The sequence below is a fragment of the Arthrobacter sp. Soil736 genome (genome assembly GCF_001428005.1).
GTDB lineage: Bacteria > Actinomycetota > Actinomycetes > Actinomycetales > Micrococcaceae > Arthrobacter.
The window spans coordinates 73920-96707 of the sequence record NZ_LMSB01000005.1; the positions used below are offsets into that span (position 1 = coordinate 73920).

General features: G+C 66.0%; 20 protein-coding genes, 3 tRNA genes and 3 pseudogenes. 9 read left to right on the forward strand and 17 right to left on the reverse strand.

The annotated features are described in order from the left end of the window. Positions 1 to 18: 18 nt before the first annotated feature. The 7 genes from ASG92_RS04750 to ASG92_RS04780 form a co-directional block, all read right to left on the reverse strand. Positions 19 to 1860 (reverse strand): glycoside hydrolase family 15 protein, encoded by a 1842-nt coding sequence (locus tag ASG92_RS04750; protein WP_056625181.1) that lies wholly within the window; start codon positions 1858 to 1860, stop codon positions 19 to 21. A gap of 376 nt (positions 1861 to 2236) precedes the next feature. Next, on the reverse strand, positions 2237 to 2851 hold the full coding sequence (locus ASG92_RS04755; protein ID WP_056625184.1) for a DsbA family protein: 615 nt from the start codon (positions 2849 to 2851) through the stop codon (positions 2237 to 2239). A gap of 142 nt (positions 2852 to 2993) precedes the next feature. Continuing rightward, the gene (clpX, locus tag ASG92_RS04760; RefSeq protein ID WP_056625185.1) at positions 2994 to 4283 is read right to left on the reverse strand and encodes an ATP-dependent Clp protease ATP-binding subunit ClpX; all 1290 of its coding nucleotides are present in this window, start codon (positions 4281 to 4283) and stop codon (positions 2994 to 2996) included. 183 nt (positions 4284 to 4466) lie between these two features. After that, positions 4467 to 5126: an ATP-dependent Clp protease proteolytic subunit gene (locus tag ASG92_RS04765; protein ID WP_056625188.1), complete on the reverse strand. Its 660-nt coding sequence runs from the start codon at positions 5124 to 5126 to the stop codon at positions 4467 to 4469. 38 nt (positions 5127 to 5164) lie between these two features. Continuing rightward, the gene (locus tag ASG92_RS04770) at positions 5165 to 5761 is read right to left on the reverse strand and encodes an ATP-dependent Clp protease proteolytic subunit (RefSeq protein ID WP_056625190.1); all 597 of its coding nucleotides are present in this window, start codon (positions 5759 to 5761) and stop codon (positions 5165 to 5167) included. Positions 5762 to 6046: 285 nt separating this feature from the next. Then, positions 6047 to 7429 carry a trigger factor gene (tig, locus tag ASG92_RS04775; protein WP_056625193.1) on the reverse strand — a complete coding sequence of 461 codons (1383 nt, stop codon included), beginning with the start codon at positions 7427 to 7429 and terminating at the stop codon, positions 6047 to 6049. A gap of 80 nt (positions 7430 to 7509) precedes the next feature. Continuing rightward, positions 7510 to 7584 (reverse strand) — tRNA-Pro (locus ASG92_RS04780). 141 nt (positions 7585 to 7725) lie between these two features. On the opposite strand from ASG92_RS04780, the gene ASG92_RS04785 reads away from it, so the two are divergent. Next, positions 7726 to 7799: transfer RNA gene (locus ASG92_RS04785), tRNA-Gly, on the forward strand. 70 nt (positions 7800 to 7869) lie between these two features. On the opposite strand, the gene ASG92_RS04790 is transcribed toward ASG92_RS04785, so the two are convergent. The 3 genes from ASG92_RS04790 to ASG92_RS04800 all read right to left on the reverse strand — a co-directional run bounded on the left by ASG92_RS04790 (position 7870) and on the right by ASG92_RS04800 (position 10431). Then, a complete protein-coding gene (locus tag ASG92_RS04790; protein WP_056625197.1) occupies positions 7870 to 8817 on the reverse strand; it encodes a DNA-formamidopyrimidine glycosylase family protein in 948 nt (315 codons plus the stop codon). Beyond that, a complete protein-coding gene (locus ASG92_RS04795; RefSeq protein WP_056625200.1) occupies positions 8817 to 9311 on the reverse strand; it encodes a ribose-5-phosphate isomerase in 495 nt (164 codons plus the stop codon). Before ASG92_RS04795 ends, ASG92_RS04790 begins: the two co-directional genes overlap by 1 nt. Positions 9312 to 9414: 103 nt before the next feature. Beyond that, complete coding sequence (locus ASG92_RS04800; RefSeq protein ID WP_056625204.1) at positions 9415 to 10431, reverse strand: hypothetical protein; 1017 nt, start codon at positions 10429 to 10431, stop codon at positions 9415 to 9417. A gap of 161 nt (positions 10432 to 10592) precedes the next feature. Here ASG92_RS04800 and pepN point away from each other — a divergent pair, with 161 nt between their 5' ends. The 4 genes from pepN to ASG92_RS04820 all read left to right on the forward strand — a co-directional run bounded on the left by pepN (position 10593) and on the right by ASG92_RS04820 (position 14930). Continuing rightward, a complete protein-coding gene (gene pepN, locus ASG92_RS04805) occupies positions 10593 to 13145 on the forward strand; it encodes an aminopeptidase N (RefSeq protein WP_056625206.1) in 2553 nt (850 codons plus the stop codon). A gap of 62 nt (positions 13146 to 13207) precedes the next feature. Then, on the forward strand, positions 13208 to 13687 hold the full coding sequence (locus tag ASG92_RS04810; RefSeq protein ID WP_056625209.1) for an OsmC family protein: 480 nt from the start codon (positions 13208 to 13210) through the stop codon (positions 13685 to 13687). A gap of 110 nt (positions 13688 to 13797) precedes the next feature. Continuing rightward, positions 13798 to 14469 carry a mechanosensitive ion channel domain-containing protein gene (locus ASG92_RS04815; protein WP_056625210.1) on the forward strand — a complete coding sequence of 224 codons (672 nt, stop codon included), beginning with the start codon at positions 13798 to 13800 and terminating at the stop codon, positions 14467 to 14469. Between the two features lie 2 nt (positions 14470 to 14471). Continuing rightward, positions 14472 to 14930 carry a globin gene (locus tag ASG92_RS04820; RefSeq protein ID WP_056625213.1) on the forward strand — a complete coding sequence of 153 codons (459 nt, stop codon included), beginning with the start codon at positions 14472 to 14474 and terminating at the stop codon, positions 14928 to 14930. Between the two features lie 6 nt (positions 14931 to 14936). Here ASG92_RS04820 and ASG92_RS04825 read toward each other — a convergent pair whose 3' ends face one another. Then, positions 14937 to 15599, reverse strand: a complete 663-nt coding sequence (locus ASG92_RS04825; protein ID WP_056625215.1) for a hypothetical protein — start codon at positions 15597 to 15599, stop codon at positions 14937 to 14939. 63 nt (positions 15600 to 15662) lie between these two features. On the opposite strand from ASG92_RS04825, the gene ASG92_RS04830 reads away from it, so the two are divergent. Continuing rightward, positions 15663 to 16643, forward strand: a complete 981-nt coding sequence (locus tag ASG92_RS04830) for an acyl-CoA thioesterase II (protein ID WP_056625216.1) — start codon at positions 15663 to 15665, stop codon at positions 16641 to 16643. An 89-nt stretch (positions 16644 to 16732) separates the two neighbouring features. Here the strand turns inward: ASG92_RS04830 and ettA are convergent, their stop codons facing one another. The 3 genes from ettA to ASG92_RS04845 are packed head-to-tail and all read right to left on the reverse strand — an operon-like array spanning position 16733 to position 19574. Further along, positions 16733 to 18415, reverse strand: coding sequence for an energy-dependent translational throttle protein EttA (ettA, locus tag ASG92_RS04835; protein WP_056625218.1), 1683 nt, complete (start codon positions 18413 to 18415; stop codon positions 16733 to 16735). 43 nt (positions 18416 to 18458) lie between these two features. Then, a complete protein-coding gene (locus ASG92_RS29550; protein ID WP_240987008.1) occupies positions 18459 to 18962 on the reverse strand; it encodes a hypothetical protein in 504 nt (167 codons plus the stop codon). 54 nt (positions 18963 to 19016) lie between these two features. Next, entirely contained in the window at positions 19017 to 19574 is a 558-nt protein-coding gene (locus ASG92_RS04845) for a single-stranded DNA-binding protein (RefSeq protein WP_056625223.1), read from the reverse strand. A gap of 212 nt (positions 19575 to 19786) precedes the next feature. On the opposite strand from ASG92_RS04845, the gene ASG92_RS04850 reads away from it, so the two are divergent. Then, positions 19787 to 19859, forward strand: a tRNA-Arg gene (locus tag ASG92_RS04850). Between the two features lie 262 nt (positions 19860 to 20121). Then, a complete protein-coding gene (locus tag ASG92_RS29130) occupies positions 20122 to 20583 on the forward strand; it encodes a lipopolysaccharide assembly protein LapA domain-containing protein (protein ID WP_056625226.1) in 462 nt (153 codons plus the stop codon). Positions 20584 to 20650: 67 nt separating this feature from the next. Here ASG92_RS29130 and ASG92_RS04860 read toward each other — a convergent pair whose 3' ends face one another. From ASG92_RS04860 to ASG92_RS04870, 3 genes and pseudogenes are all read right to left on the reverse strand, one after another. After that, positions 20651 to 21082, reverse strand: coding sequence for an SRPBCC domain-containing protein (locus ASG92_RS04860; protein ID WP_056625230.1), 432 nt, complete (start codon positions 21080 to 21082; stop codon positions 20651 to 20653). Between the two features lie 144 nt (positions 21083 to 21226). After that, a pseudogene (locus tag ASG92_RS04865) lies at positions 21227 to 22063 on the reverse strand (sugar phosphate isomerase/epimerase). Beyond that, positions 22060 to 22476: pseudogene (locus ASG92_RS04870) on the reverse strand (DUF993 family protein); the annotation flags it as partial. The pseudogenes ASG92_RS04870 and ASG92_RS04865, both read right to left, overlap by 4 nt. A 47-nt stretch (positions 22477 to 22523) precedes the next feature. On the opposite strand from ASG92_RS04870, the pseudogene ASG92_RS27105 reads away from it, so the two are divergent. Next, positions 22524 to 22767 (forward strand): annotated as a pseudogene (locus tag ASG92_RS27105) (substrate-binding domain-containing protein); the annotation flags it as partial. Positions 22768 to 22788 lie beyond the last annotated feature (21 nt).

Genomic DNA, 22788 nt, shown 5'->3' on the forward strand with positions numbered 1-22788 from the left:
TGTCGCTCGTCTGCAGGTTCAGGGGCCGGCCGCCCGGTCCTCGGCTTCGCCGATCGCCCAGGCCGCATTGACGAGGCCGATGTGGCTGAACGCCTGCGGGAAGTTGCCCAGGAGTTCGCTGCTGTCCGGAGCGACCTCTTCGGCCAGCAGGCCCAGGTCCGTGGCGAACGCGGCCGCCTGCTCGAACACGGCCCGGGCGCGTTGGGTGCGTCCGGCAAGGGCGAGGGCGTGCGCCAGCCAGAAGGTGCACAGCAGGAACGTACCTTCCTCCCCGGCCATGCCGTCATCGGCCAGGTAGCGGTACACGAGGCCGCGAGGGTCCGTGAGCCGCTCCTCGATCGCCTCGATCGTTGCGATCATCCCCGGATCATCGGCTGGCAGGAATCCCACGATACAGAGCATGAGGGCCGAAGCGTCGAGGTCGTCACAGCCGTAGGCCTGGGTGTAGGCGTTTGCTGCCCCGCTCCACCCCTCGGTGCGGATGGACGCCGCAATCGCGTCCCGCGCCTCCGTCCAGCGCGGAACCCTTTCGGTTGACTGCAGGATTCCAGCGAGGGAGATGGCGCGGTCGACGGCGACCCAGCACATGAGCTTGGAGTGCAGGTAGTGGCGCGGCTCCCCGCGGACTTCCCAGATGCCGTGATCGGCGGACCGCCAGCGCGCGGCGGCCGAGTCCGCGGCGTCGGCGAGGAACTTCCGTGTTTCCGGTGCCAGCTCCGCGAGATACTGCGGCAAGGTTGCGGCAGCGTCCAGAAGCTCGCCGTAGACGTCGAGCTGGCGCTGGTTCCAGGCGCCGTTGCCCACCCGGACCGGAGCGCTGCCGCGCCAGCCCGGCAAGTGTGCGAGTTCGCGTTCGGGGAGCTCCCGTTCCCCACCGACGCCGAACATGATCTGCAGTTCCTCGCCGCCGGCCAGCTGGCTGGCGGCCGCGGTGGCCAGGAACTGGAAGAACTTCCCGGCCTCATCCGGGCAGGCCGCCACCCACAGGGCCTGCAGGGTCATGCTGGCGTCCCGGATCCAGCTGTAGCGGTAGTCCCAGTTGCGCGTGCCGCCGGCCACCTCCGGCAGCGACGTTGTCGGGGCGGCCACGATGGCGCCGCTCGGGTAGTAGCTCAGCGCCTGCAGAATGCGTCCGCTGCCGGCCACGAGCTCTTGCCACGGGCCACGGTAGTTCTGGTGCATCCGGGACCAGCTGGCCCAGCCCTGGACGGTATCCTCGAGCCTGCGTCCGATGTCATCCTGGCTCCAGAACTCCGTGGCCCCGCTCCCGCGGGCCAGGGAGTCGAGGGCAAAGCCGACAACGTCTCCGGCGACGAGGGTGAGGCGCGCCTGCGCGGTGTCGGTGTCGGTGCTGGCGTCTGTGTTGAGCTGGAAGGTCGCCGGGGTCGAGAACGACAGGACCGCATCTCCCGCGCGGACCAGGATACCGCCGTCGGCTGCGCTGAGCATCGGCCGGGCGAGGCCATAGTCGGGTCGGGCGCAAAAGACGATGTCGACGTCGACCGAGCCCTGCGTGCAGGACACCTGTCGCAGTAAGGTGCCCGGAGAGTCCGCACCGAGCTCGTGGCCCCGCCGGCCGTCACCGAGGGCGAGGGCATCCGTGACGGTCACGCACCCCTCGGCGGACGTGTGGGTGGTTTCCAGGACCAACGTGGGTCCGAGGTAGCGCCGGGTCGAGGAGTGGGCGCCCGCAGGCCGGATCGACCAGTATCCCGCCTCGGGGCCGAGGATCCGGCCGAACACCGAGGGGCTGTCGAAGCGGGGGAAGCAGAGCCAGTCCACGGAGCCGGCCGCACTCACCAGCGCACCGGAGCAGCAGTCCGACAGGAGGGCGTAGTCCGCGATTGGTTCACTGCTCATGGACACACCTGGCCGGGCTGTTCGGGCAAGTTTCTGGGGGCACCGCATTTAGGGCAAAGGGGAAGCCCCATCAGCGTTTTGCCGTTGGTGGGGCTTCGACTTTTCGGCTGTCTGGTGACATCTTTGACAGTCTGGCAAGATCCTCAGAAATTTCAGGTCTTCCTACCTTGTCACTGGTAGCCATCATCTGACTTTGCCGAAGGCTGCGTCGGATGAGTGTCACTGAATCTTTGGTTCTTGCGTCCCTCTTCTTTCGAAGTGGGTAAGAACCATTGTTGTCCCCCTGGTTTGGATGCGCAAGAGCCCCGGTAGAACTACTCTGATGTAGTTCTACCGGGGCTCCTGGCGCCTCAAACGCTGGCCTACAGGCCGATTGCTAGTCGAAAGCCGGGCTCTCGGTCCGGCTGCGCTTGATCTCGAAGAAGTGCGGGTAGGACGCGAGGGTGACCGTGGCGTCCCACAGCCGGCCGGCCTCCTCGCCACGGGGAATGCGGGTCAGCACGGGGCCAAAGAACGCGGTGCCGTTGAAGGCCACCACGGGCGTCCCGACATCCTGGCCCACGAGGGAGATGCCCTGCTGGTGGCTGGCTCGCAGCTGGACGTCGAATGCGTCGGACTCTGCGGCCGCGGCCAGTTCCGCCGGCAGGCCGCAGTCGGCGAGTGCCTTGCTGATGACGATCGAGAAGTCAATCTGGCCGCCGTCGTGGATCTGCGATCCCATGGCGTCATAGAGCGGCTTGACCACGTGGTCGCCGTGCTGTTCCTGGGCGGCGATGATGACGCGGACCGGTCCCCATGCCTTGTCCATGGCTTCGCGGTACTTGGGATCCAGGTCCCGGCCCTCGTTCAGCACGGAAAGGCTCATCACGTGCCACTCGGTGGCGATGTCACGGACGCCCTCCACCTCGCCGATCCAGCGGGAAGTGATCCATGCGAAGGGGCAGAGCGGATCGAACCAGAAATCGGCCTTGTTGGAAGTGGTTTCAGTCATGGGTGTTTCCTTCTCTGGTCGTGGTGGGCACGCCGGTGCATGGAGAACGGGCGGCGGCGCCCAGATGCAACGCGCAGGTGCATCACGTGGAGGTCAGCAGGGAATGGTGTACCGCAGGCACACCATCAGCGACAGCGACGAACTAGGCGGATTTATTCCGCCGTTTGGCCACGACGTCGTGGGCGATCATGGTGGGCTGCGCCTTCTTGGCTACGACGTCGGCCGTGATCACCACGCTGGCGATGTCGTCCCTGCTGGGCAGGTCGAACATCACCGGCAGGAGGACTTCCTCCATGATGGCGCGGAGCCCGCGGGCGCCGGTTCCCCGCTCCAGGGCCTGGTCGGCGATGAGGTCCAGCGCGGCGTCGTCGAACACGAGTTCCACGCCGTCCAGCTGGAACATCTTCTGGTACTGCTTCACCAGGGCGTTCTTGGGAGTGGAAAGAATCTGGATCAGCGCGGCACGGTCCAGGTTCGACACCGTGGTGATGACCGGCAGGCGGCCGATGAACTCCGGAATGAGTCCGAACTTGAGCAGGTCCTCCGGCATCACTTCGCCGTAGGAGTCGGTGGTGTTCTTGACCTCGTTCAGCGGGGCTCCGAAACCGATGCCCTTGCGTCCGGACCGCGAACCGATGATGTCCTCCAGGCCGGCAAAGGCGCCAGCGACGATGAAGAGGACATTGGTGGTGTCGATCTGGATGAATTCCTGGTGCGGGTGCTTGCGCCCGCCCTGCGGCGGAACCGACGCTACGGTGCCCTCGAGGATCTTGAGCAGGGCCTGCTGGACGCCCTCGCCGGAGACGTCACGGGTGATCGAGGGGTTTTCGCTCTTCCGGGAGATCTTGTCGATCTCGTCGATGTAGATGATGCCCTGCTCGGCCTTCTTGACGTCGTAATCCGCGGCCTGAATGAGCTTGAGCAGAATGTTTTCGACGTCCTCGCCGACGTAGCCGGCCTCGGTCAGGGCCGTGGCGTCGGCAACGGCGAACGGCACGTTCAGCCGGCGCGCCAGGGTCTGCGCCAGGTAGGTCTTGCCGCAGCCGGTGGGGCCGATCAGGAGGATGTTGGACTTTGCGATTTCGACGTCGTCGTGATGGACGCCGTCCGCCAGGCTGCCGCTCTTGGGGGCGTGGCCGGCCTGGATCCTCTTGTAGTGGTTGTAGACGGCGACGGCGAGGGAACGCTTGGCGGGTTCCTGGCCGATGACGTATTCCTGCAGGAAGTCGAAGATCTCTCGGGGCTTGGGCAGTTCGAAGCTGCCCAGATCGGCTACTTCCGCGAGCTCTTCTTCAATGATCTCGTTGCAGAGCTCAATGCACTCGTCGCAGATATAGACGCCGGGCCCGGCAATGAGCTTGCGCACCTGCTTCTGGCTCTTTCCGCAGAAAGAGCACTTGAGCAGATCCGTGCTCTCGCCAATCCGAGCCATATGTGAACCCCTTAGTATCTTGCTGCGAGTGCAGCTGTGCACCGGTTGCTTGAATCACGGCCATCCCCTCGCGGATCGGGCCGTGATTACATCCACTCTAGGTCACATTCGGCCCGAGGGGTGGAAACCGAACGCCGGTGCGGCCCAAAAAATCTGAACCTCACCGGCGCCGGGAACAGCCTCTTACCTGACAATCGCCTGCGGCTTGATCTTGCGCGAATCCAGAACCTGGTCAATGAGGCCGTAATTCATGGCCTCGGCGGCGGTAAGGATCTTGTCGCGCTCGATGTCGTTGTTGACCTGCTCCGGCGTCCGGCCGGAGTGCTTGGCCAGGGTGTCCTCGAGCCAGGAGCGCATCCGCATGACCTCGGCTGCCTGGATCTCGAGGTCGGAAGCCTGACCACCCTGGCCGCCGGACAGCGAAGGCTGGTGGATCAGGACGCGGGCGTTGGGCAGGGCAAGCCGCTTGCCGGGTGTTCCCGCAGCGAGCAGGACGGCAGCGGCGCTGGCGGCCTGGCCCAGGCAGACGGTCTGGATTTCCGGGCGGATGTACGTCATCGTGTCGTAGATTGCGGTCATGGCGGTGAACGAGCCGCCCGGCGAGTTGATGTACAGGGTGATGTCGCGGTCCGGGTCCGTGGACTCCAGGACCAGCAGCTGTGCCATGACGTCGTCCGCCGAGGCGTCGTCCACCTGCACGCCGAGGAAGATGATGCGGTCTTCGAAGAGTTTGGTGTAGGGGTCCTGGCGCTTGAAGCCGTACGGCGTGCGCTCCTCGAACTGGGGCAGCACGTAGCGGCTGGTCGGCAGGTTGCCGGCAGTCGAGCCGAAGTTGTAGTTCATGTCATTTACTCCTGGATTCAGTTCGCTCTACGTGCCGGTTATTTCTGGGCAGTTCCGCCGCCGCCGGCTACCGAGCCGGCATGCGCGGAGATCTTGTCAAAGAAGCCGTACTCCAGTGCTTCGGTGGCGGTGAACCACTTGTCACGGTCGTTATCCTTGAGGATTGTCTCCACCGTCTGACCGGTCTGATCGGCCGTCAGTTCCGCCATGACTTTCTTCATGTGCAGGATGAGCTCGGCCTGGATCTTGATGTCCGAGGCGGTGCCGCCGATGCCGCCGGACGGCTGGTGCATCAGGATGCGGGCGTTCGGAGTGGCGTACCGCTTGCCCTTGGTGCCGGACGACAGCAGGAACTGGCCCATGGAGGCGGCGAGGCCGGTGGCGACGGTGACGACGTCGTTGGTGATGAACTGCATGGTGTCATAGATGGCCATGCCGGCCGTCACGGAGCCGCCGGGAGAGTTGATGTAGAGGTAGATGTCCTTGTTGGGATCCTCTGCGGAAAGGAGCAGCAGCTGCGAGCAGATCGCGTTGGCGTTTTCATCGCGGACCTCGGACCCAAGCCAGATGATGCGCTCTTTCAGCAGGCGGTTGTAAATGTAGTTGTCCTGGGCTGCCGGATCGACAGTTGCCATGCGGGGCGCCCCTGCTTGCTGTGACATGTGTACTTACCTCTCGCTGGTGACGGTGACATCACTGAACTTCTCTACTTGGACACTAACCGCTTTCGCTGCGGTTTTGTTCTCCGGAATCGCGCTGTTCGCTGACGGCGCACGATTGCCGCAGACCGCATCGTCCGCGTAAATTCCGGGTTCCCCCGGTTGTCGGGGCTTAAAGGGACAAGCCCCCGGATCCAGGGATCGGGGGGCTTGTCCGCAGCTGCCAGTTACTGGAACTTCACTGCTGAAATATCTGAGCTACTAGAACTTCGCCGCAGCGGGATCGTCGCTCGGGGCGACCTCGGCTGCAGCCTCTTCTGCCGCCTCGCCTTCGGCGGCAGCAGCCTCTTCGCCGCCGGGGCGGACGAAGTCGCTCAGGTCAACCTTGTTGCCCTCGGAGTCCGTGACCTCAGCCTGGCCGAGAACAACGGCCAGCGCCTTGCGGCGGCGGACCTCGGAGACCATCATGGGGACCTGGCCGCTCTGGTCGATGATCTGAGCGAACTGGTTCGGGTCCATGCCGTACTGGCTGGCGGTGGTGACGATGTAGTCGATCAGCTCGTTCTGGCTGACGCCCACTTCTTCCTTCTCGGCGATGGCGTCGAGGATGATTTCGTTCTGGAAGGCACGCTCGGTGTTGGCCTTGACCTCGGCGCGGTGCTCTTCGGTGTCGTGCTCGCCTTCACCGTGGGAGTTCTCGGCCTTGAAGTGGGTTTCCAGCTGCTCTTCGACAACGGATTCCGGAACGGGCACCGAAACGAGCTCGACGAGCTTGTCCAGGACCTTGTCGCGGGCCTCGACGCCCTGCTCGACGATCTTGGAGTCAGCAGCCTGCTTGGCGAGGTCTTCGCGCAGTTCGGCCAGCGTGTCGAACTCGGAAGCCAGCTGGGCGAAGTCGTCGTTGGCCTCAGGCAGCTCGCGCTCCTTGACGGACTTGACTACGACCTTGACCTGCGCGGCTTCGCCGGCGTGGTCGCCGCCCACGAGGGTGGTGTCGAAGATGGCGTCTTCATCGGCGCTCAGGCCGGTGACTGCCTCGTCCATGCCTTCGAGCATGGTGCCGGCACCCACCTGGTAGGACAGGCCCGAAGCCGAGTCAACCTCGGCGCCGTCGATGGTTGCCGTGATGTCAATGGTGAGGAAGTCACCGTCGGCAGCGGGGCGGTCCACGGACTTCAGCGTGCCGAACCGGCCGCGCAGTTCGTCCAGTGCCTTGTCGACGTCGGCCTCGGAAGACTCCGCAGCGGCAACTTCAACCTTGATGCCGGCGTAGTCGGGAAGTTCGATCTCCGGGCGGACGTCAACCTCGGCGTGGAACTTGAGCTCGCCGTCGGTTGCGGACGGATCCGGAACCTCGGTGATCTCAACCTCGGGACGGCTCAGGGGGCGGATGCCCGATTCCTGAACGGCGGCCTGGTACCAGCCGTTGAGGCCTTCGTTGATGGCGGTCTCCAGCACGTAGCCGCGGCCGACGCGCTGGTCGATCAGCTTGGAGGGGACCTTGCCCTTCCGGAAGCCAGGGACCTGGATCTGGGAAGCAACAGTCTTGTATGCCTCTTCGATGCTGGGCTTCAATTCCTCAAAGGGGACCTCAACATTGAGCTTGACCCGCGTGGGGGTGAGGTTCTCGACAGCGCTCTTCACAGTCTAAGTACTCCTGGTTTTGTTGGATGGGGTTCTGCAAACGCGTAATTCTGCCCGGGCCATCGGCCCGGGCCGCAGAGTCGGGGTGACAGGATTTGAACCTGCGACTTCCTGCTCCCAAAGCAGGTGCTCTAGCCAAGCTGAGCTACACCCCGTAATGCACAGGACAGTCTACGTTCATACCTGCCGGCTTTGCACATTTGACACGTGGGGCATGAATTAGGTTTAGTTATATCCGGCTTCAACAGCCAGTCCGAAAGATGAGTGAAGGCCAACCGGCCGGAACGCTTTCTTACGGGGACGTAGCTTAATGGTAAAGCCTCAGTCTTCCAAACTGATTACGCGGGTTCGATTCCCGTCGTCCCCTCCAGCAAAGGGCCCCTCCCAGAGGGGCCCTTTTTCGTGGTCTCACTTTTCGATTCACTACCGAGAGGCCAGGCTCAGGCCGGACGCTGGCATGACGGGCACCAGTAAAGTTTGCGGGCAGCGTGCTCAGCCAGGGCCACGGCAGTGCCGCAGATGCGGCAGGGCTGCCCGTGGCGTCGGTAGACGAAATGCGCGTCTTCGGCCGGCGGCAACGGACCCGATCCGCTCCAGAAAACTGCTGTCGTGGTGATGATCCTGCCGTCGCGGACGCCGTCGGCCATCACCGCGGCCGTGTCATCCCACAGGAGGCCCGCCGCCTCCGCCGACAGCGAGCGGCCGGGAAGCCAGGGATCCAGCCGCCGGCGGAACAGCACTTCGGCCCGGTACACATTCCCGACGCCGGCAATCACCTTCTGATCCATCAGCAGGGACGCCAGCGGCGTCCGGCGCGCCAGCACACGCCGGATAAAGTCCTCCCGGCCGCCGCTCCCGTTGCGGCGCGGATCCGGATTCTGCAGCGGGTCAGGTTTGTGCAGCGGGTCGGGGCCGAGCCGGGCAAGCACCCCCTCCGCTTCCGCCTCGGTGATCGCCGCGCAGGTGGTGGCTCCGCGCAGGTCGGCCCAGCCGTGGCTGCCGATCAGCCGGACGCGCACAGCGCCGACGGGCGCGGGCGGGCCGGCGTAGCCTGATGTGTCGCCTTCGGCCTCCGGCGGACCGTCGTCGAAAACCTCCCGCTCCCCCACTTTCCGCGGCGCGCCGATGCTGGACGCGCCCCGGAACTCGCTGTCCCCGCCGAAGTCCCACGCACCGTAGAGGCCGAGATGGACGTGCAGGACCATTCCGTGGTCGAAGCGCAGGAACAGATGCTTCCCGTGCGCGTCGGCGCGCAGCAGCGTGCGCCCGTCCAGGAGCGCCGCCCCGGCGGCGAAGCGGCCCTGGGGGCTGGTCACGGCAAGCGGCTCGCCGGCGAAGACGTCACCGAACTGGCGGGCCAGCCGGTGGATGGAGTGCCCTTCAGGCACTACTCGACGACCTCGCCGGTGGTTTCATAGGCTGCGATCTTGCCGATCCGGCGGATGTGGCGCTCGTCGTTGCTGAACGGCTCCTGCAGGAATGCCTCGATCAGGGCAGTTGCTTCCTCGACGCTGTGCTGGCGGCCGCCGACGGCCACGACGTTGGCGTCGTTGTGCTCGCGCGCCAGGACGGCCGTGGAGTGGTTCCAGGCCAGTGCCGCGCGGACACCCTTTACCTTGTTGGCAGCGATCTGCTCGCCGTTGCCGGAGCCGCCCAACACGATGCCCAGGGCATGCACGCCGGCTGACTGGTCGGCCACGACCGCGAGCGCCGCATTGATGCAAAAGGACGGGTAATCGTCCAAGGCGTCATATTCCTTCGGGCCGTGGTCCACCACGTCATAGCCCTTCGCGGACAGGTGGCTCACCAGGTGGGCGCTCAGCTCCATGCCGGCGTGGTCGGTGGCGATGTGGACCCGCGGGAATGCAGGAGTAGTGGTCACGGTAGCTTCCGTTCAGTCATGAGCACCGGGGCGCGGCCCGGCTGGTACAGGTCAGATCAACAGATCCAAGAGTACTAGCTGCGTCTCCGTGGGCTGCAGGAAGCTACGCGCCCCCGTCGCCTGGGGAAGGAGGGCGGCCTTCGCGGCGGGCCCGGGCAGCCACCCGCGTCAGGACCTCGGCGAGGCGCGCGGCCGAGTCGGAGTTTCCGCCGCTCACCGCGAGGCGGTGGCCGTCAGTCTTGCGGACGACGACGGCGGGCCCGCTGCTCACGAGCACGGCTGCTGTTCCGCCGTGGTGGCGGTAGCCCCAGCCGCCATAGTCGGCCGCGCGGACGTCCGCCGGAGCGGCAGCCGAGATGGCCTCCGCGGGCACGTCCACGACCCGCAGTATCCCGGCAACGAAAACCCTCAGTCCGCTGCGATCCGCCGTGACCCTGGCAAAAAGGAATGCGGCGCCGATGATGGCCGCGGCAACCAGCAGGGCGCCCAGCCAGGGAACGGCAATCGAAATGAGTGAGGCCGGGAACAGGCTCGCAACGCCGATCATGACAAAGACAGAGCTGCGGGCGTGAACCCATAATCTGATCGAATCGGTGGCCAGCTCGGGATCGAGTTCCAGTTCCAGGGCCTGCTGCAGGGCGCGGTCATCCTCCGGAGTCCACTGCTGGTCCGCTTTGAAGACAAACCCGATGATGACGCCGAGCGAGAGAGCGGCCCCGCTCCCCATGGCCAGCACGATGAGGTCCACTTCGGAATCCCGGGCATCGGTGATCCCGGCCTGTCCCACCAGTCCCGCCGCCAGCACGCTGGTGACAAACAGGCTGACCGTCAGCCCGGCGCCCATCATGATGCGGCGCATCACGGTGGGGCGTGACAGCGGCGCGGCCTGCAGCAGCACCAGCCAGCCGGCCACGACGATCATGGCGGACCCGACCCCCACATAGACGGGGAACGGCGCAAAGGCCGTTCCGCCGCCGTCGTCCCAGCGGACCGCCAGAGGATCCGGAAGATCGGGCCGCAGCAGGACGGCACAGACTGCGAAGCCGGTAGCCAGCAACAGGGGGAAACCGATGGCGAACCGCAGTGCCTTGATGTCCACCGATTCGAGGAACTTTCCCATGCCTTAACGCTACCCCGGAGCCTGCGCCGACGCGGAGAAAGTGATCCGCGCAACTTGCCAATGGTCCCGGTAATGAAACAATGACTTCACAGTGACGAACTGACCGGCAGGCTGGTGCTTGTCCGGCAACCAAGACCTCTGGAGGCACCACCTTGCCAGGCATGAACCTGACGCGCGCCGAAGCACGCGAGCGCGCCGACCTGATCGCCGTCGAATCCTACGATGTCAGCCTGGACCTGACCACGGGCGAGAAAGTCTTCGGATCGACCACCACGGTGAAGTTCACGGCCGCGCCAGGGTCCTCGACGTTCATTGACGCCGTGACGCAGACCGTCCACAGCGTGACCCTGAACGGCCGTGAACTCGATCCCGCCGAGGTATCCGACGGCGTCCGGATCCACCTGCCGGACCTCGCAGAACACAATGAGCTCACTGTGGTGGCGGATGCCCCCTACATGAACACCGGCGAGGGCCTGCACCGCTTCGTTGATCCGGTGGATGGCGAGGTGTACCTGTACACCCAGTTCGAGGTTCCTGACTCCCGCCGCATGTTCGCCGTCTTCGAACAGCCGGACCTCAAGGCCACGTTCAGGTTCAGTGTGACGGCGCCGTCGCACTGGGACATCATCTCCAACTCCCCCACTCCGGCTCCCGTGGAGACCTCCCCCGGGACGGACGGCGGTGCCCGCTCGGTCTGGGAGTTCGGCGCCACGCCCCGGCTGTCCTCCTACATCACGGCCCTGATCGCCGGCCCTTACCAGTCCGTGCGCAGCGACGTCACCAGCTCCGACGGCCGGGTGGTGCCGCTGGGCGTGTTCGCCCGGAAGTCGCTCATGCAGTACCTCGACGCCGACAACATTTTCGAGCTCACGCGGCAGGGGTTCGAGTTCTTCGAAGCGCAGTTCGGCTGCCCTTACCCCTTCGAAAAGTACGATCAGCTGTTCGTCCCTGAATTCAACGCCGGAGCCATGGAAAACGCCGGGGCCGTGACCATCCTCGAAGGCTACGTGTTCCGGGGCAAGGTTCCGGAGGCCCAGGTGGAACGTCGCGCCATCACGGTCCTGCACGAACTGGCCCACATGTGGTTCGGGGACCTGGTGACCATGCGCTGGTGGAACGACCTCTGGCTCAACGAGTCCTTTGCCGAGTACATGTCCCACCTCGCCGCGGTGGAGAACACGAAGTTCCAGAGCGCCTGGACCACGTTTGCATCCGTGGAGAAGTCCTGGGCCTACCGGCAGGACCAGCTCCCCACCACCCATCCCATCTTTGCCGAGATCAACGACCTCCAGGACGTCGAGGTGAACTTCGACGGCATCACCTACGCGAAGGGCGCCTCCGTGCTGCGCCAGCTCGTGGCCTGGGTGGGTCCGGAGCAGTTCATGGCCGGTGTCCGCGAATACTTCGCCAAGCACTCCTGGAAGAACACCGAGCTGGGCGACCTGATGATCGAGTTGGAGAAGGCCAGCGGACGCGACCTGGACCAGTGGGGCCGTCTGTGGCTCGAAACGGCCGGGGTGAATTCGCTCAAGCCGGAGCTGACAGTCGACGCCGACGGCACCATCACGTCCTTCGCAATCCTGCAGTCCGCCGTGGAAGACCAGCCCACCCTCCGCCCGCACCGGCTGGCCGTGGGTTTCTACGACGTCACCGACGAAGGAAAGCTGGAGCGCGTCCACCGCGAGGAGCTGGACGTCGACGGCGAACGGACCGACGTCCCGGAACTCGCCGGCCTCCGCCGGCCGGACCTGGTCCTGCTCAACGACGACGACCTCGCCTACGCCAAAGTCCGGCTTGATGAAAAGTCCCTCGCAACCGCCAAGTCGCACCTGAAGGACTTCCGGGAAAGCCTGCCGCGCACCCTCGTGTGGGGCTCCGCCTGGGACGCCGCCCGCGACGGCGAGAGCCCGGCCCGCGGCTATGTGGACCTGATCCTGGCCAACATCGCCTCCGAGAGCGACTCGTCGGTGATCCTGGTCCAGCTGCGGCAGCTGGCCACCACGCTCACCTTCTACGTGGCGGAGGAACACCGCGAAGCGACGTCGGTGGCTGCCGGAGACCGGCTCTGGGAGCTCGCCTCGACGGTTCCCGGCGGCTCGGACGCGCAGCTGCAGTTCATCAAGTCCTACGCCCTGCTGGCCAGGAGCAGTGCCCAGCTGGACAACGTGGCGGGGCTGCTGGACGGCTCGGTCACCCTGGACGGGCTGACGGTCGACCAGGACCTGCGCTGGGAACTGGTGGCTTCGCTCGTGGTGGGTGGACGGATGGGCCAGGAACAGATCGACGCGGAACTGGAGCGGGACAACACCTCCAGCGGGCAGAACGCGGCGGCACTGGCGACGGCCGCCATCCCCACGGCGGAGGCCAAGGCGGCGGCGTGGGAGTCGATCGTGGTCAAGGGCGAGGTCTCCAAGGCCATCCAGGGCTCTGCCGTCACCGGCTTCACCCGGGTACTGGACACCGCACTGCTGGAGCCGTACGCGGAGAAGTACTTCGCGGCCGTCCCCGGCATCGTGGCGGAGCGGACCTTTGCACTGGCGCAGCAGATCGTCGTCGGGCTTTACCCGGCGCAGCTGACCACGCAGGCCACCGTGGACCGCACCGACGAGTTCCTGGCGTCCCTCCCGGAGGACAGCGCGGCGCTGCGCCGCATGATGCTGGAAAACCGCGACGGCGTTGCCCGGGCCCTGCGGGCACGCGCGGCCGACGCCTGAGCGGCGCACGTCTGAGCAGCGGACGGCGGGCGGCCTCACTGCGGGCGTTCTAAACTGGCGGCATGGGCCTTGATGAGCACAACTATTCACTGACTGTCCGCTGGACCGGCAACCTTGGAAGCGGCACGTCGTCCTACCGGGAGTACTCCCGGGACCACGACGTCGAGATTCCGGGGCTGCCGGTCCTCAAGGGCTCCGCCGACCCCACGTTCCGCGGCCACCGGTCGCGGTACAACCCCGAGCAGCTGCTCCTGACGGCTCTCGCCCAGTGTCACATGCTGTCCTTCCTGCACGTGGCGGTGAAGCACGGCGTCGTCGTCATGTCGTATGAGGACAACGCAACCGGCATGATGCGGCTCAACCGCGACGGCAGCGGGCAGTTCGAAAATGTGACCCTCCGGCCGCGGGTAACAGTCGCCGACGCCGCCCACATCGAGCTGGCCGAGGAAATGCACCGCGAGGCCAACGCCCTGTGTTTCATCGCCCGCAGCGTAAATTTCCCTGTCCTGCACGTTCCGGATACCACAGCGGCCGGAAGTTAGCCAGCGGCATACACCGCTACGCTTAAAAGTGACCAGAGAGCAGGCCGCCGCCGGAAGACCGGCGGATACCCCCTGCCGCCGTCGGACAGCAGCAAGGAGCATCCCCACAGATGTACAGCATGTTTACAACGCCTTCGGCCTCGCTGGAGCCCACCGGGTTCGACGTGGCCGGCATCGCGATCAGCCTCGGCGCAGGCGTCATCCTGTGGCTGCTGGCGAGCTTCGTGATCTCCCGGATCACCAAGAGTGTCGCCAGCGGAACATCGCTGTTCAAGAAGCCGCACTTCAGGTGGGTCGCTCCCGCCCTGCGCGCCCTCGACCACGAGCGGCGGGTCCAGCGCGCCAACACCATCGGATCGCTGCTGAACAGCGTGGTGGGCGTGGTCATCGCCGTGATCACCAGCATCTACGTGCTCAAGAACCTTGACGTGGACGTCGCCCCGCTGCTGACAAGCGTCGGTATCCTCGGTATCGCCATCGGTTTTGGTGCCCAGCAGCTGATCCGCGACTTCCTGGCCGGAATCTTCATCACCATCGAGGACCAGTACGGCATCGGCGACATCATCGAGACCAGCGAAGTGGTGGGCGTCGTCGAATCGATTGGCCTGCGCATCACCCGGCTCCGTGATGAGAACGGGGCCATCTGGTACCTGCGCAACGGTGAAATCCTCCGCGTGGGCAACAGGTCCCAGGGCAATTACGTGGCTCCCGCCGATGAGCCGGCCGACGGTCCGCTCGAGGCAGAACCCCAGCACGGACCGCAGCAAAAGGCCGGAGAATAGCAATGACCGTTCCCACTCCCTCCGAGCCCAACGCGCCCCGGCAACTGATGCGCAATGACCCGTTCAGCCAGCCCGGCTACACGGACAACTTTTACGATGCCGTGGGCGGCCACGAGACGTTCGTGAAGCTCATCGACGTGTTTTACGACGGCGTGGCCACCGACCCGCTGCTGCGCCCGATGTACCCGGAAGAGGATCTGGCTCCGGCCAAGCGGCGTTTCCTGATGTTCCTTGAGCAGTACTGGGGCGGGCCCACGACGTACGGCGAAGAGCGCGGCCACCCGAGGCTGCGGATGCGCCATATTCCGTTCCGGGTCACGCCCGAGGCCAAGGATCGCTGGCTGTACCACATGCGCACGGCCGTGGACTCGCTCGAACTGCCGCCGCTGTACGAGGGCACGCTGTGGGACTACATGGAACGGGCGGCACTGTCCATGGTGAACAGCCCGTCTGAGCCCTAAGCCCGGCTACGGCAGGCCAGCGCCGGTCCTGGCCAGGACATGCCCGCGGCTGCCGCTGAGCCGGAACCAGCGGCCTGCCCGGTACAGGCGCTGTTCGTCGCTGCCGAGGAATCCGAGGGCCAGCGCGGCAAAGGCTGCGCCGGCGGGAAGGCCGGACAGTCCCTCCAGTTCGCGGCCCCATACTGCGGCGCGGGCGTTGTTGACGATCAGGGCGCCCGGCTTGTCCGGCACGATTCCGGCCACCTCGGCGATGCCCGCTTCCGCGGCTTTCCTCAGGACGGCGTCCGGCACCGAAGCGATCAGCTCCCAGCCGCTGCGCGGCGCTCCCACGCCGGCCCATGACTCGGTGACCGTCGACGGCGGAACCGGGAGTTCGGCGTCGTTCTCCCCTGCCCGCGCGAGCCGGTCAAGCACCGCCGCGATCGGCACGGTGACATCCGTGGTGGACGGTTCTGCCAGCGCCATGGTCCGCAGCCCCAGGATGGTGGGGGTGGACTCCCCCAGCAGCCGGGGCCGGAGCACGCAGACGTAGGCGGCCAGGACCGGGCCAGCGGCCTGGAGGCGGATGGCGCCGTCGTCGATGGCCTTGGCGCGCGTGGCGTAGGTCCTGAGATCGGCGAGGTCGCGGGGATCGGCAAAGCGGAAGGACTGGGTGAGGAGATCAGACACATTAAGAACACTACCGGCTGAGCCTCGGTTGAGCGGTGCCGGGGCGACGTCTAGAGTCAAACCATGACTGAAGCGGACGCCGGAGTGCAGGCATTGCCCTTGAACGACCCCACCACCTCGCTGATCGAACTGCTGGATCTTGGCGAGCTTGAAGGCGCCCGGACGGACGAGGATATCTTCATGGGTCCGTCGCAGCGGCAGCCGCACCAGCGCGTTTTCGGGGGCCAGGTCCTGGCGCAGTCCCTGATCGCCGGGATGCGCACCGTGGATCCGGTCCGCACCGTGCATTCGATGCACGCCTACTTCCTCCGGCCCGGCGACGCAAACAAGCCCATCACCTTCGGCGTGCAGCGGCTGCGGGACGGCCGGTCCTTCTCGGCACGCCGGGTGCACGCGTATCAGGACGGCACGCCGATCCTGTCCATGATCGCCTCCTTCCAGGCCGAGGACGACGGCATTGAGCACCAGTCGGAGATGCCGGAGGGAATTCCCGATCCGGAGTCACTTCCGAGCACCGCGGACCTCCTGGGCAAGTTCGACCACCCCGTGGCCCGGCACTGGGCCTATGAGCGGCCCTTCGACATCCGCCACGTCGATCCGGCCCTTTACGTCGCGGCCACCGGCAAGAAGGAAGCCCGCAACGCCGTGTGGATGAAGACCTTCAGCGCCATGCCGGACGACGCCAACACACACCGCGCCGCGCTGGCGTATGCCAGCGACTACACGCTGCTCGAATCCATTCTGCGCAAGCATGGACTGAGCTGGATCACGCCGGGCATGAGCGTGGCCAGCCTGGACCACGCCATGTGGTGGCACCGGCCCGTGCGGGTGGATGAATGGCTGCTGTACGTCCAGGAAAGCCCCAGCGCCCAGGGAGCCCGGGGGCTCGCCACCGGAAAGATCTTCAACCGCGAGGGCCTGCACGTGGCATCCGTCGCCCAGGAAGGGATGGTCCGGGTGCCGACGGACCTGAAGAGCAAAGTGGCGGGGGCCTTCCAGTCGAAGGTCCTCCAGCACCAGATACGCAGGGCAGAGCGGGACTAGGCCGGCCGCGGCACCATCTCCGGGCACGCGAAAGCCGCCGGGCACGCGAAAGGCCGGTTCCCTGCGGGGAACCGGCCTTTGCTGTGGAACTAGTCGCGGGTCAGGCGGCGGTGCGTGACGCGGTGCGGCTTGGCGGCGTCGGGGCCGAGGCGCTCCACCTTGTTCTCCTCGTAGGATTCAAAGTTTCCTTCGAACCAGTACCACTTCGACGGGTTCTCGTCGTCGCCTTCGTAGGCGAGGATGTGCGTGGCCACCCGGTCCAGGAACCAGCGGTCGTGCGAGACCACCACGGCGCAGCCCGGGAATTCGAGCAGCGCGTTTTCGAGGCTGCTGAGGGTCTCGACGTCGAGGTCGTTGGTGGGTTCGTCGAGGAGCAGCAGGTTTCCGCCCTGCTTGAGGGTCAGGGCGAGGTTCAGGCGGTTGCGCTCACCGCCGGAGAGCACGCCTGCCTTCTTCTGCTGGTCCGGTCCCTTGAAGCCGAAGGCGGCGACATAGGCGCGGGACGGCATTTCAACGTGGCCCACCTGGATGAAGTCCAGGCCGTCCGAGACGACCTCCCACAGGGTCTTGTTGGGGTCGATGCCGCCGCGGCTCTGGTCCGCGTAGGAGATCTTGACCGAGTCACCGATCTTCAGCTCGCCGCCGTCGAGGGGCTCGAGCCCCACGATGGTCTTGAACAGGGTGGACTTGCCGACGCCGTTGGGGCCGATGACGCCGACGATGCCGTTGCGGGGAAGGGAGAAGGACAGGCCGTCGATCAGGGTGCGGTCGTCGAAGCCCTTCTGCAGGTTCTTGGCTTCCAGGACCAGGCCGCCCAGGCGCGGTCCCGGCGGGATCTGGATTTCCTCGAAGTCCAGCTTGCGTGTCCGGTCAGCCTCGGCTGCCATCTCCTCGTAGCGTGCCAGACGCGCCTTGGACTTCGTCTGCCGGCCCTTGGCGTTGGAGCGCACCCATTCCAGTTCTTCGGAGAGCCGCTTGGCCTGCTTGGCGTCCTTCTTGCCCTGGATTTCCAGGCGGGCCCGCTTCTTCTCCAGGTACGTGGAGTAGTTGCCTTCATAGGGGTACAGGTGGCCGCGGTCCACTTCCGCGATCCATTCCGCGACGTGGTCAAGGAAGTACCGGTCGTGGGTGACGGCCAGCACGGCGCCTGCGTAGTTGGACAGGTGCTGCTCCAGCCACAGCACGCTCTCCGCGTCGAGGTGGTTGGTGGGCTCGTCGAGCAGGAGCAGGTCCGGCTTCTGGAGCAGGAGCTTGCAGAGTGCGACGCGGCGGCGCTCACCGCCGGAAAGGAGGGTGACGTCGGCATCGGCCGGCGGGCACCGTAGAGCGTCCATGGCCTGCTCGAGCTGGGAATCGAGGTCCCAGGCGTCGGCGGCGTCGATCGCTTCCTGCAGCTGGCCCATTTCCTCCAGGAGGGAGTCGTAGTCAGCGTCGGGGCTGGCCATCTCTTCGGAGATCTCGTTGAAACGCTGGATCTTGCCGTAGATCTCGCCAACGCCTTCCTGGACGTTGCCCAGGACGGTCTTTTCCTCGTTGAGAGGCGGCTCCTGGAGCAGGATCCCCACGGTGTAGCCGGGGCTCAGCCGGGCTTCGCCGTTGGAGGGCGTGTCCAGGCCTGCCATGATTTTCAGAATGGTGGACTTACCGGCACCGTTGGGGCCAACAACGCCGATCTTGGCGCCCGGGAAGAAGGACATGCTTACGTCGTCGAGAATAAGTTTTTCGCCAACAGCCTTACGGGCCTTGGTCATTGTGTAGATAAATTCCGCCATGGTTCCAAATCTAGTGGGTTGGCGGGGATATCTCACATTCGCGTCAGGCGGGAGCTCCCACGAAGCACTTCCCGTTGGACAGCACCGGCAGCACGGCCACGGTGACTTTGCCGTCGCGAATCTGGCCGACCACGCAGTCCTTGCCCTGAACTGACGCGGCCTCAATGGAGTCCACGTCCAGGCCGGTGGGCGTGCGGCCCGCCGATACCTCCAGGCCGCGCGCCGGAACACCAGCGGCGGTCAGGGCCGACGTGATCTGTTCCGTTCCGGGTTTCGGGTTACCCGCCGTGAGCCTTCCGAGGGCGTCGGCCATGGTCCGCTGCAGCCGGGCCGTCGCGGTTGCGGCCGTCGCCTGTGCCGCTGCGGAGGACGCGGCAGACGGGGCTGAGGCAGACGCGGCCGATTCCGGGCCGGGCTGCTGGCCTGCGCCGGAACTGCACGCGGCTAGCGATGACAGCAGCAGCACAGCGAGCGCGAACTGGCCGGACATCCTGCCGGCAAAGCCCCTGGAGCCGGTTCTTGTCTGAGGTGTCATCGCTCGCGTCACGCTGCCATTCTGCCATGCGGCACCGGGGGGTACGGTGCCGCAGGCATCCGCCGGTCAGGCTGCCGCCCCCGTGAGCTCTCCGGTTTCGGAGTCCAACTGCAGGGTGTCGCCTGTGGCGTCGTCGATGAAGATGTCTGTGGCCTCGGAGTCTTCATCCTCCTCGCCGTCCTCATGGCCACGCCCGGAGGAATCGGATTCGTGTCCCTCGGCATCGCCGCCAGTTCCGTCGGCGGCCACGACGGGCTGGGGGCTGTTGGCGGCTGTCCGGGTGAAGTTGGCGGAGCCCCACATGAGGTCATGCCCCACGGACTCCGCATCGATTTCAGCCACGTGGTAGATCCGGCCGTCCTTTTCCCAGCTGCGCATCTTCAGCCGCCCGACGATGATGACGCGCTGGCCCTTCTTGATGCTGCAGCCGATGTTCCCGGCCAGCTGCCGATACCCCTGAACCGTGAACCAGTTCGTGTTTCCATCCACCCACGTGTTGGAGGCGCGGTCGTACCGCCGGTCGGTCGACCCGAGGCGGAAGGAAGCGGTGGCAACACCGCCGGGAGTGGTGGAGCTTCTGATCTCCGAGGCAACGAAGCCGCGGACGGTGATGTTGTCAGTCATCTTGGTGTCCTGTCTCGAATTGTCTTGCCCTAGCAGGCACTCCCAGCATCGACCGGCCACGAGGGAACAGGGAGGGCCAACCTCTCCTATGTGCAAAACCCGGCCAGGGACGCCGTGTGGAGGACAGGTGAAACGGTCCCGGCCTGTGACGCCGTCCGGGGTCAAGTCAATGTAGACTTTTTTAGGCGCCTGGAACCTGCAGGGCAGCCACTGCCCCAGTAGCTCAGGGGATAGAGCAGCGGCCTTCTAATCCGCCGGTCGGGGGTTCGATTCCCTCCTGGGGCACCGTGTGGTGAGTCGAGACATCCTTTACGGATATGTCGGGTCATCACTGACACCCCGGTCTTCGGACCGGGGTGTTTTTCGTTGTCCGGCGCGCAGTGTCACCAACCGTTCCCGCGCCGCCCTACACGCAACCTCAACGATGCAAAGCATGCTTACTATGCGCCTGAAGCGTGCTTATGATCGGAGTGGGCGCCGGCACAGTGATGTGGCGCCGGCGCCCACACCCCCAGCCGCGCTGGACCGTCGGAAAGGATTCACCGGCATGTCGCAGAATCGATCTGAGCACGAACCGTCCGATCAGCAACCATCGCCGTCGGCGCAGGCCTCCGGGCCGAACGTGCCCCTGCCAGCGGAAGGCCGGAGGCCTGCCACCGGTGAGGGCCAAATCCGGCCCGGCACCGCTTCCCTTCCCGGCTACGACGGAGGCACCACTCCGGCGGCCAGGAACGAACCAAAACGTCCGGTCACCCGGGCGGGCATGATCTGGACCGCGGTCGCGTCGGCCCTGGTGGTCCTTGTGCTGCTGATCGTCTTCATCCTGCAAAATCAGGAACTCGTCCAAGTGAAGTTCTTCGGGCTGGAAGGTGCCGTGGCCCTCGGCATCGCACTCTTCATCGCTGCGGTCGGCGGCGGCGTGCTAGTGGCAATTGCCGGCGCCGCGAGGATCATCCAGCTCCGGGCCGCTGACCACCGCCGGCGCGCATCGGCCGCACGCCGGCGCTGAAAAGCCGGCCGCCAAGGACGCCGGCGCCGGGAGGCCTGGCACGGTAACCTCCGACCGCTCCGCCGAGTCAGCGCTCCAGATATTCCTTGAGGTTGCCGAGCACCATGTCCCAGAGCTTGGTCGACTCGTCCGCTTCGGATTCGCTCCTGTTGTTGCCCTGCCTAATGCTGACTTCCGTGCCGTCAGCCCGCGGATCCAGGCGGTACTCTACCGTGTGGTAGTTCTCGGGAACATCGGGAAGGCCCGTCAGCGGGCTGTAGTGGCTGATCCTCAACAGCTCGTTGGGCCTGTTGGCCAGGACAATACCCTTGTCCTCGTAGGCTTTGCCTTTCCACTCCCCGGCAAAGGTCACGGGGTCGCCCTCACGCCACGTGGACGTGACGTTCGTGCCCAGGAAATACTCCCTGACGTCGTCGGGATCCGTAAGGGCCTTCCAGACCCTCTCCGCGGGTGCCGCAACGACGATTGACGCCTCTGCGTCCCTGATCTGATCATTCATTAGCCTGCCTCCTCGGCCTCACCCTACCCGCGGACGGCAGCCCTGTTAAGGACAGGCGGCCAAGTACTTCAGCTGAGCGCTGCGGCCCGGCACCGTTATCCCGTGCAGGGCCGTGCCGGGCCGTCCGCGGCGTGCTGGCGCGCTTCAGGCGAAGGGCAGCACGAGTTCCTCGTACCGTTCCTTCATCACGGCGAGGACGGTGCCGCCGTCGGCGTCCCAGATTTCCCGGTTGAAATTTCCACTTCGATGTCGCCGGCATAGCCGGCGTCGCGGACCCAGGTGCCGATGGTCGCGAAGTCGATGACGCCGTCGCCCATCATGCCCCCGGACAGCAGGGCGTCGGCCGCGATGGGCAGGTTGAAATCGCACACCTGGTACGAGCGATCCGGCCTTCACGGCCGGCCCGTTCAATCTGCGCCTTCAGTTCGGGGTCCCACCAGACATGGAACGTGTCGACGGCGACGCCGACTGCCATCGCGTCGTAGGGGGCCGCCAGGTCGAGGGCCTGTCCCAGCGTGGAGATCAGGGCGCGGTCCGCTGCGTACATCGGGTGCAGCGGTTCCAGGACCAGCCGGATTCCGTGCTCGACGGCGAACGGGACCAGGTCTTCGAGCCGGCCAGCCACGCGCCGGCGGGCAGCCACCACGTCCTTCTCCCCGGCGCGAGGCCGCCGACCACCAGGAACAGCTCCCGGGTGTCCAGTGCCACGGCTTCCAGGATGGCGGCGCGGTTGTCGGCGAGGGCGGCTGCCTGGCCGTCGGCGTCCGCTGCCGTCAGGAAGCCGCCGCGGCACAACGACGAAACCCGCAGGCCAGCGTCCTTGATCAGCTTTGCAGCTGTGTCGAGCCCGGCGTCGGCGACGATGTCCCGCCACGGACCGATCGCCGGGATGCCGGCCCGGACGCAGCCGTCGACCGCCTCGGCCAGGGTCCACTTCTTGGTGGTGGCGCTATTCAGGGACAGCCGTGAAAAGTCGCTCATACTCCCACTCCGTTGATGCGCAGGAAATCGGACATTCGGAACGCCGCGAGGGCCGGGTCCTTGAGCAGGCCGGCCTGGTCCGCCAGTTCGAAGGTCCTGGCTAGGTGCACCACGGAACGGCCGGAGTGCAGTCCGCCCACCATCTGGAAGCCCGGCTGCTTGCCGTTGAGCCAGGACATGAACGCGATGCCGGTCTTGTAGTAGAACGTGGGGGCGCTGAAGATGTGCTTGCCCAGTTCCCGGGTGGAATCCAGGATGGCACGGGCCCTGGCGGGGTCGCCGGCGTCATAGCTTTGCAGCGCCGCCGATGCTGCCGGGTAGATGGCGGCGAAGATGCCCAGCAGGGCGTCCGAATGGTGCGTGCCGTCGCCGTCGATCAGCTCCGGATAGTTGAAGTCGTCGCCCGTATACATTGGCCGCCCGCATCAAGGCGGGCAGGACTTCGGACTCTGCCGGCCGCCGGGTCTGCATCTTCGCGGTCAACGACGTCATGGCCATCGGCGCCGCCGCAGCACTGCGTTCGGAGGGGCTGCGGATCCCGCGCGACGCCTCTCTCGCCGGGTTCGACGACATCGAAACCCTGCGCGACTTCCGCCCCGCGCTGTCAACGGTGCGGCTTCCGCTGGAGGAGATCTCCCGTTGCGGTGACCGGCCAGGTGACGCTTCGCCGGAGCACCGAGACAGCCCCGGAGGCTGCCGCGTAGCCCGCAGCCGACGACCTCGCC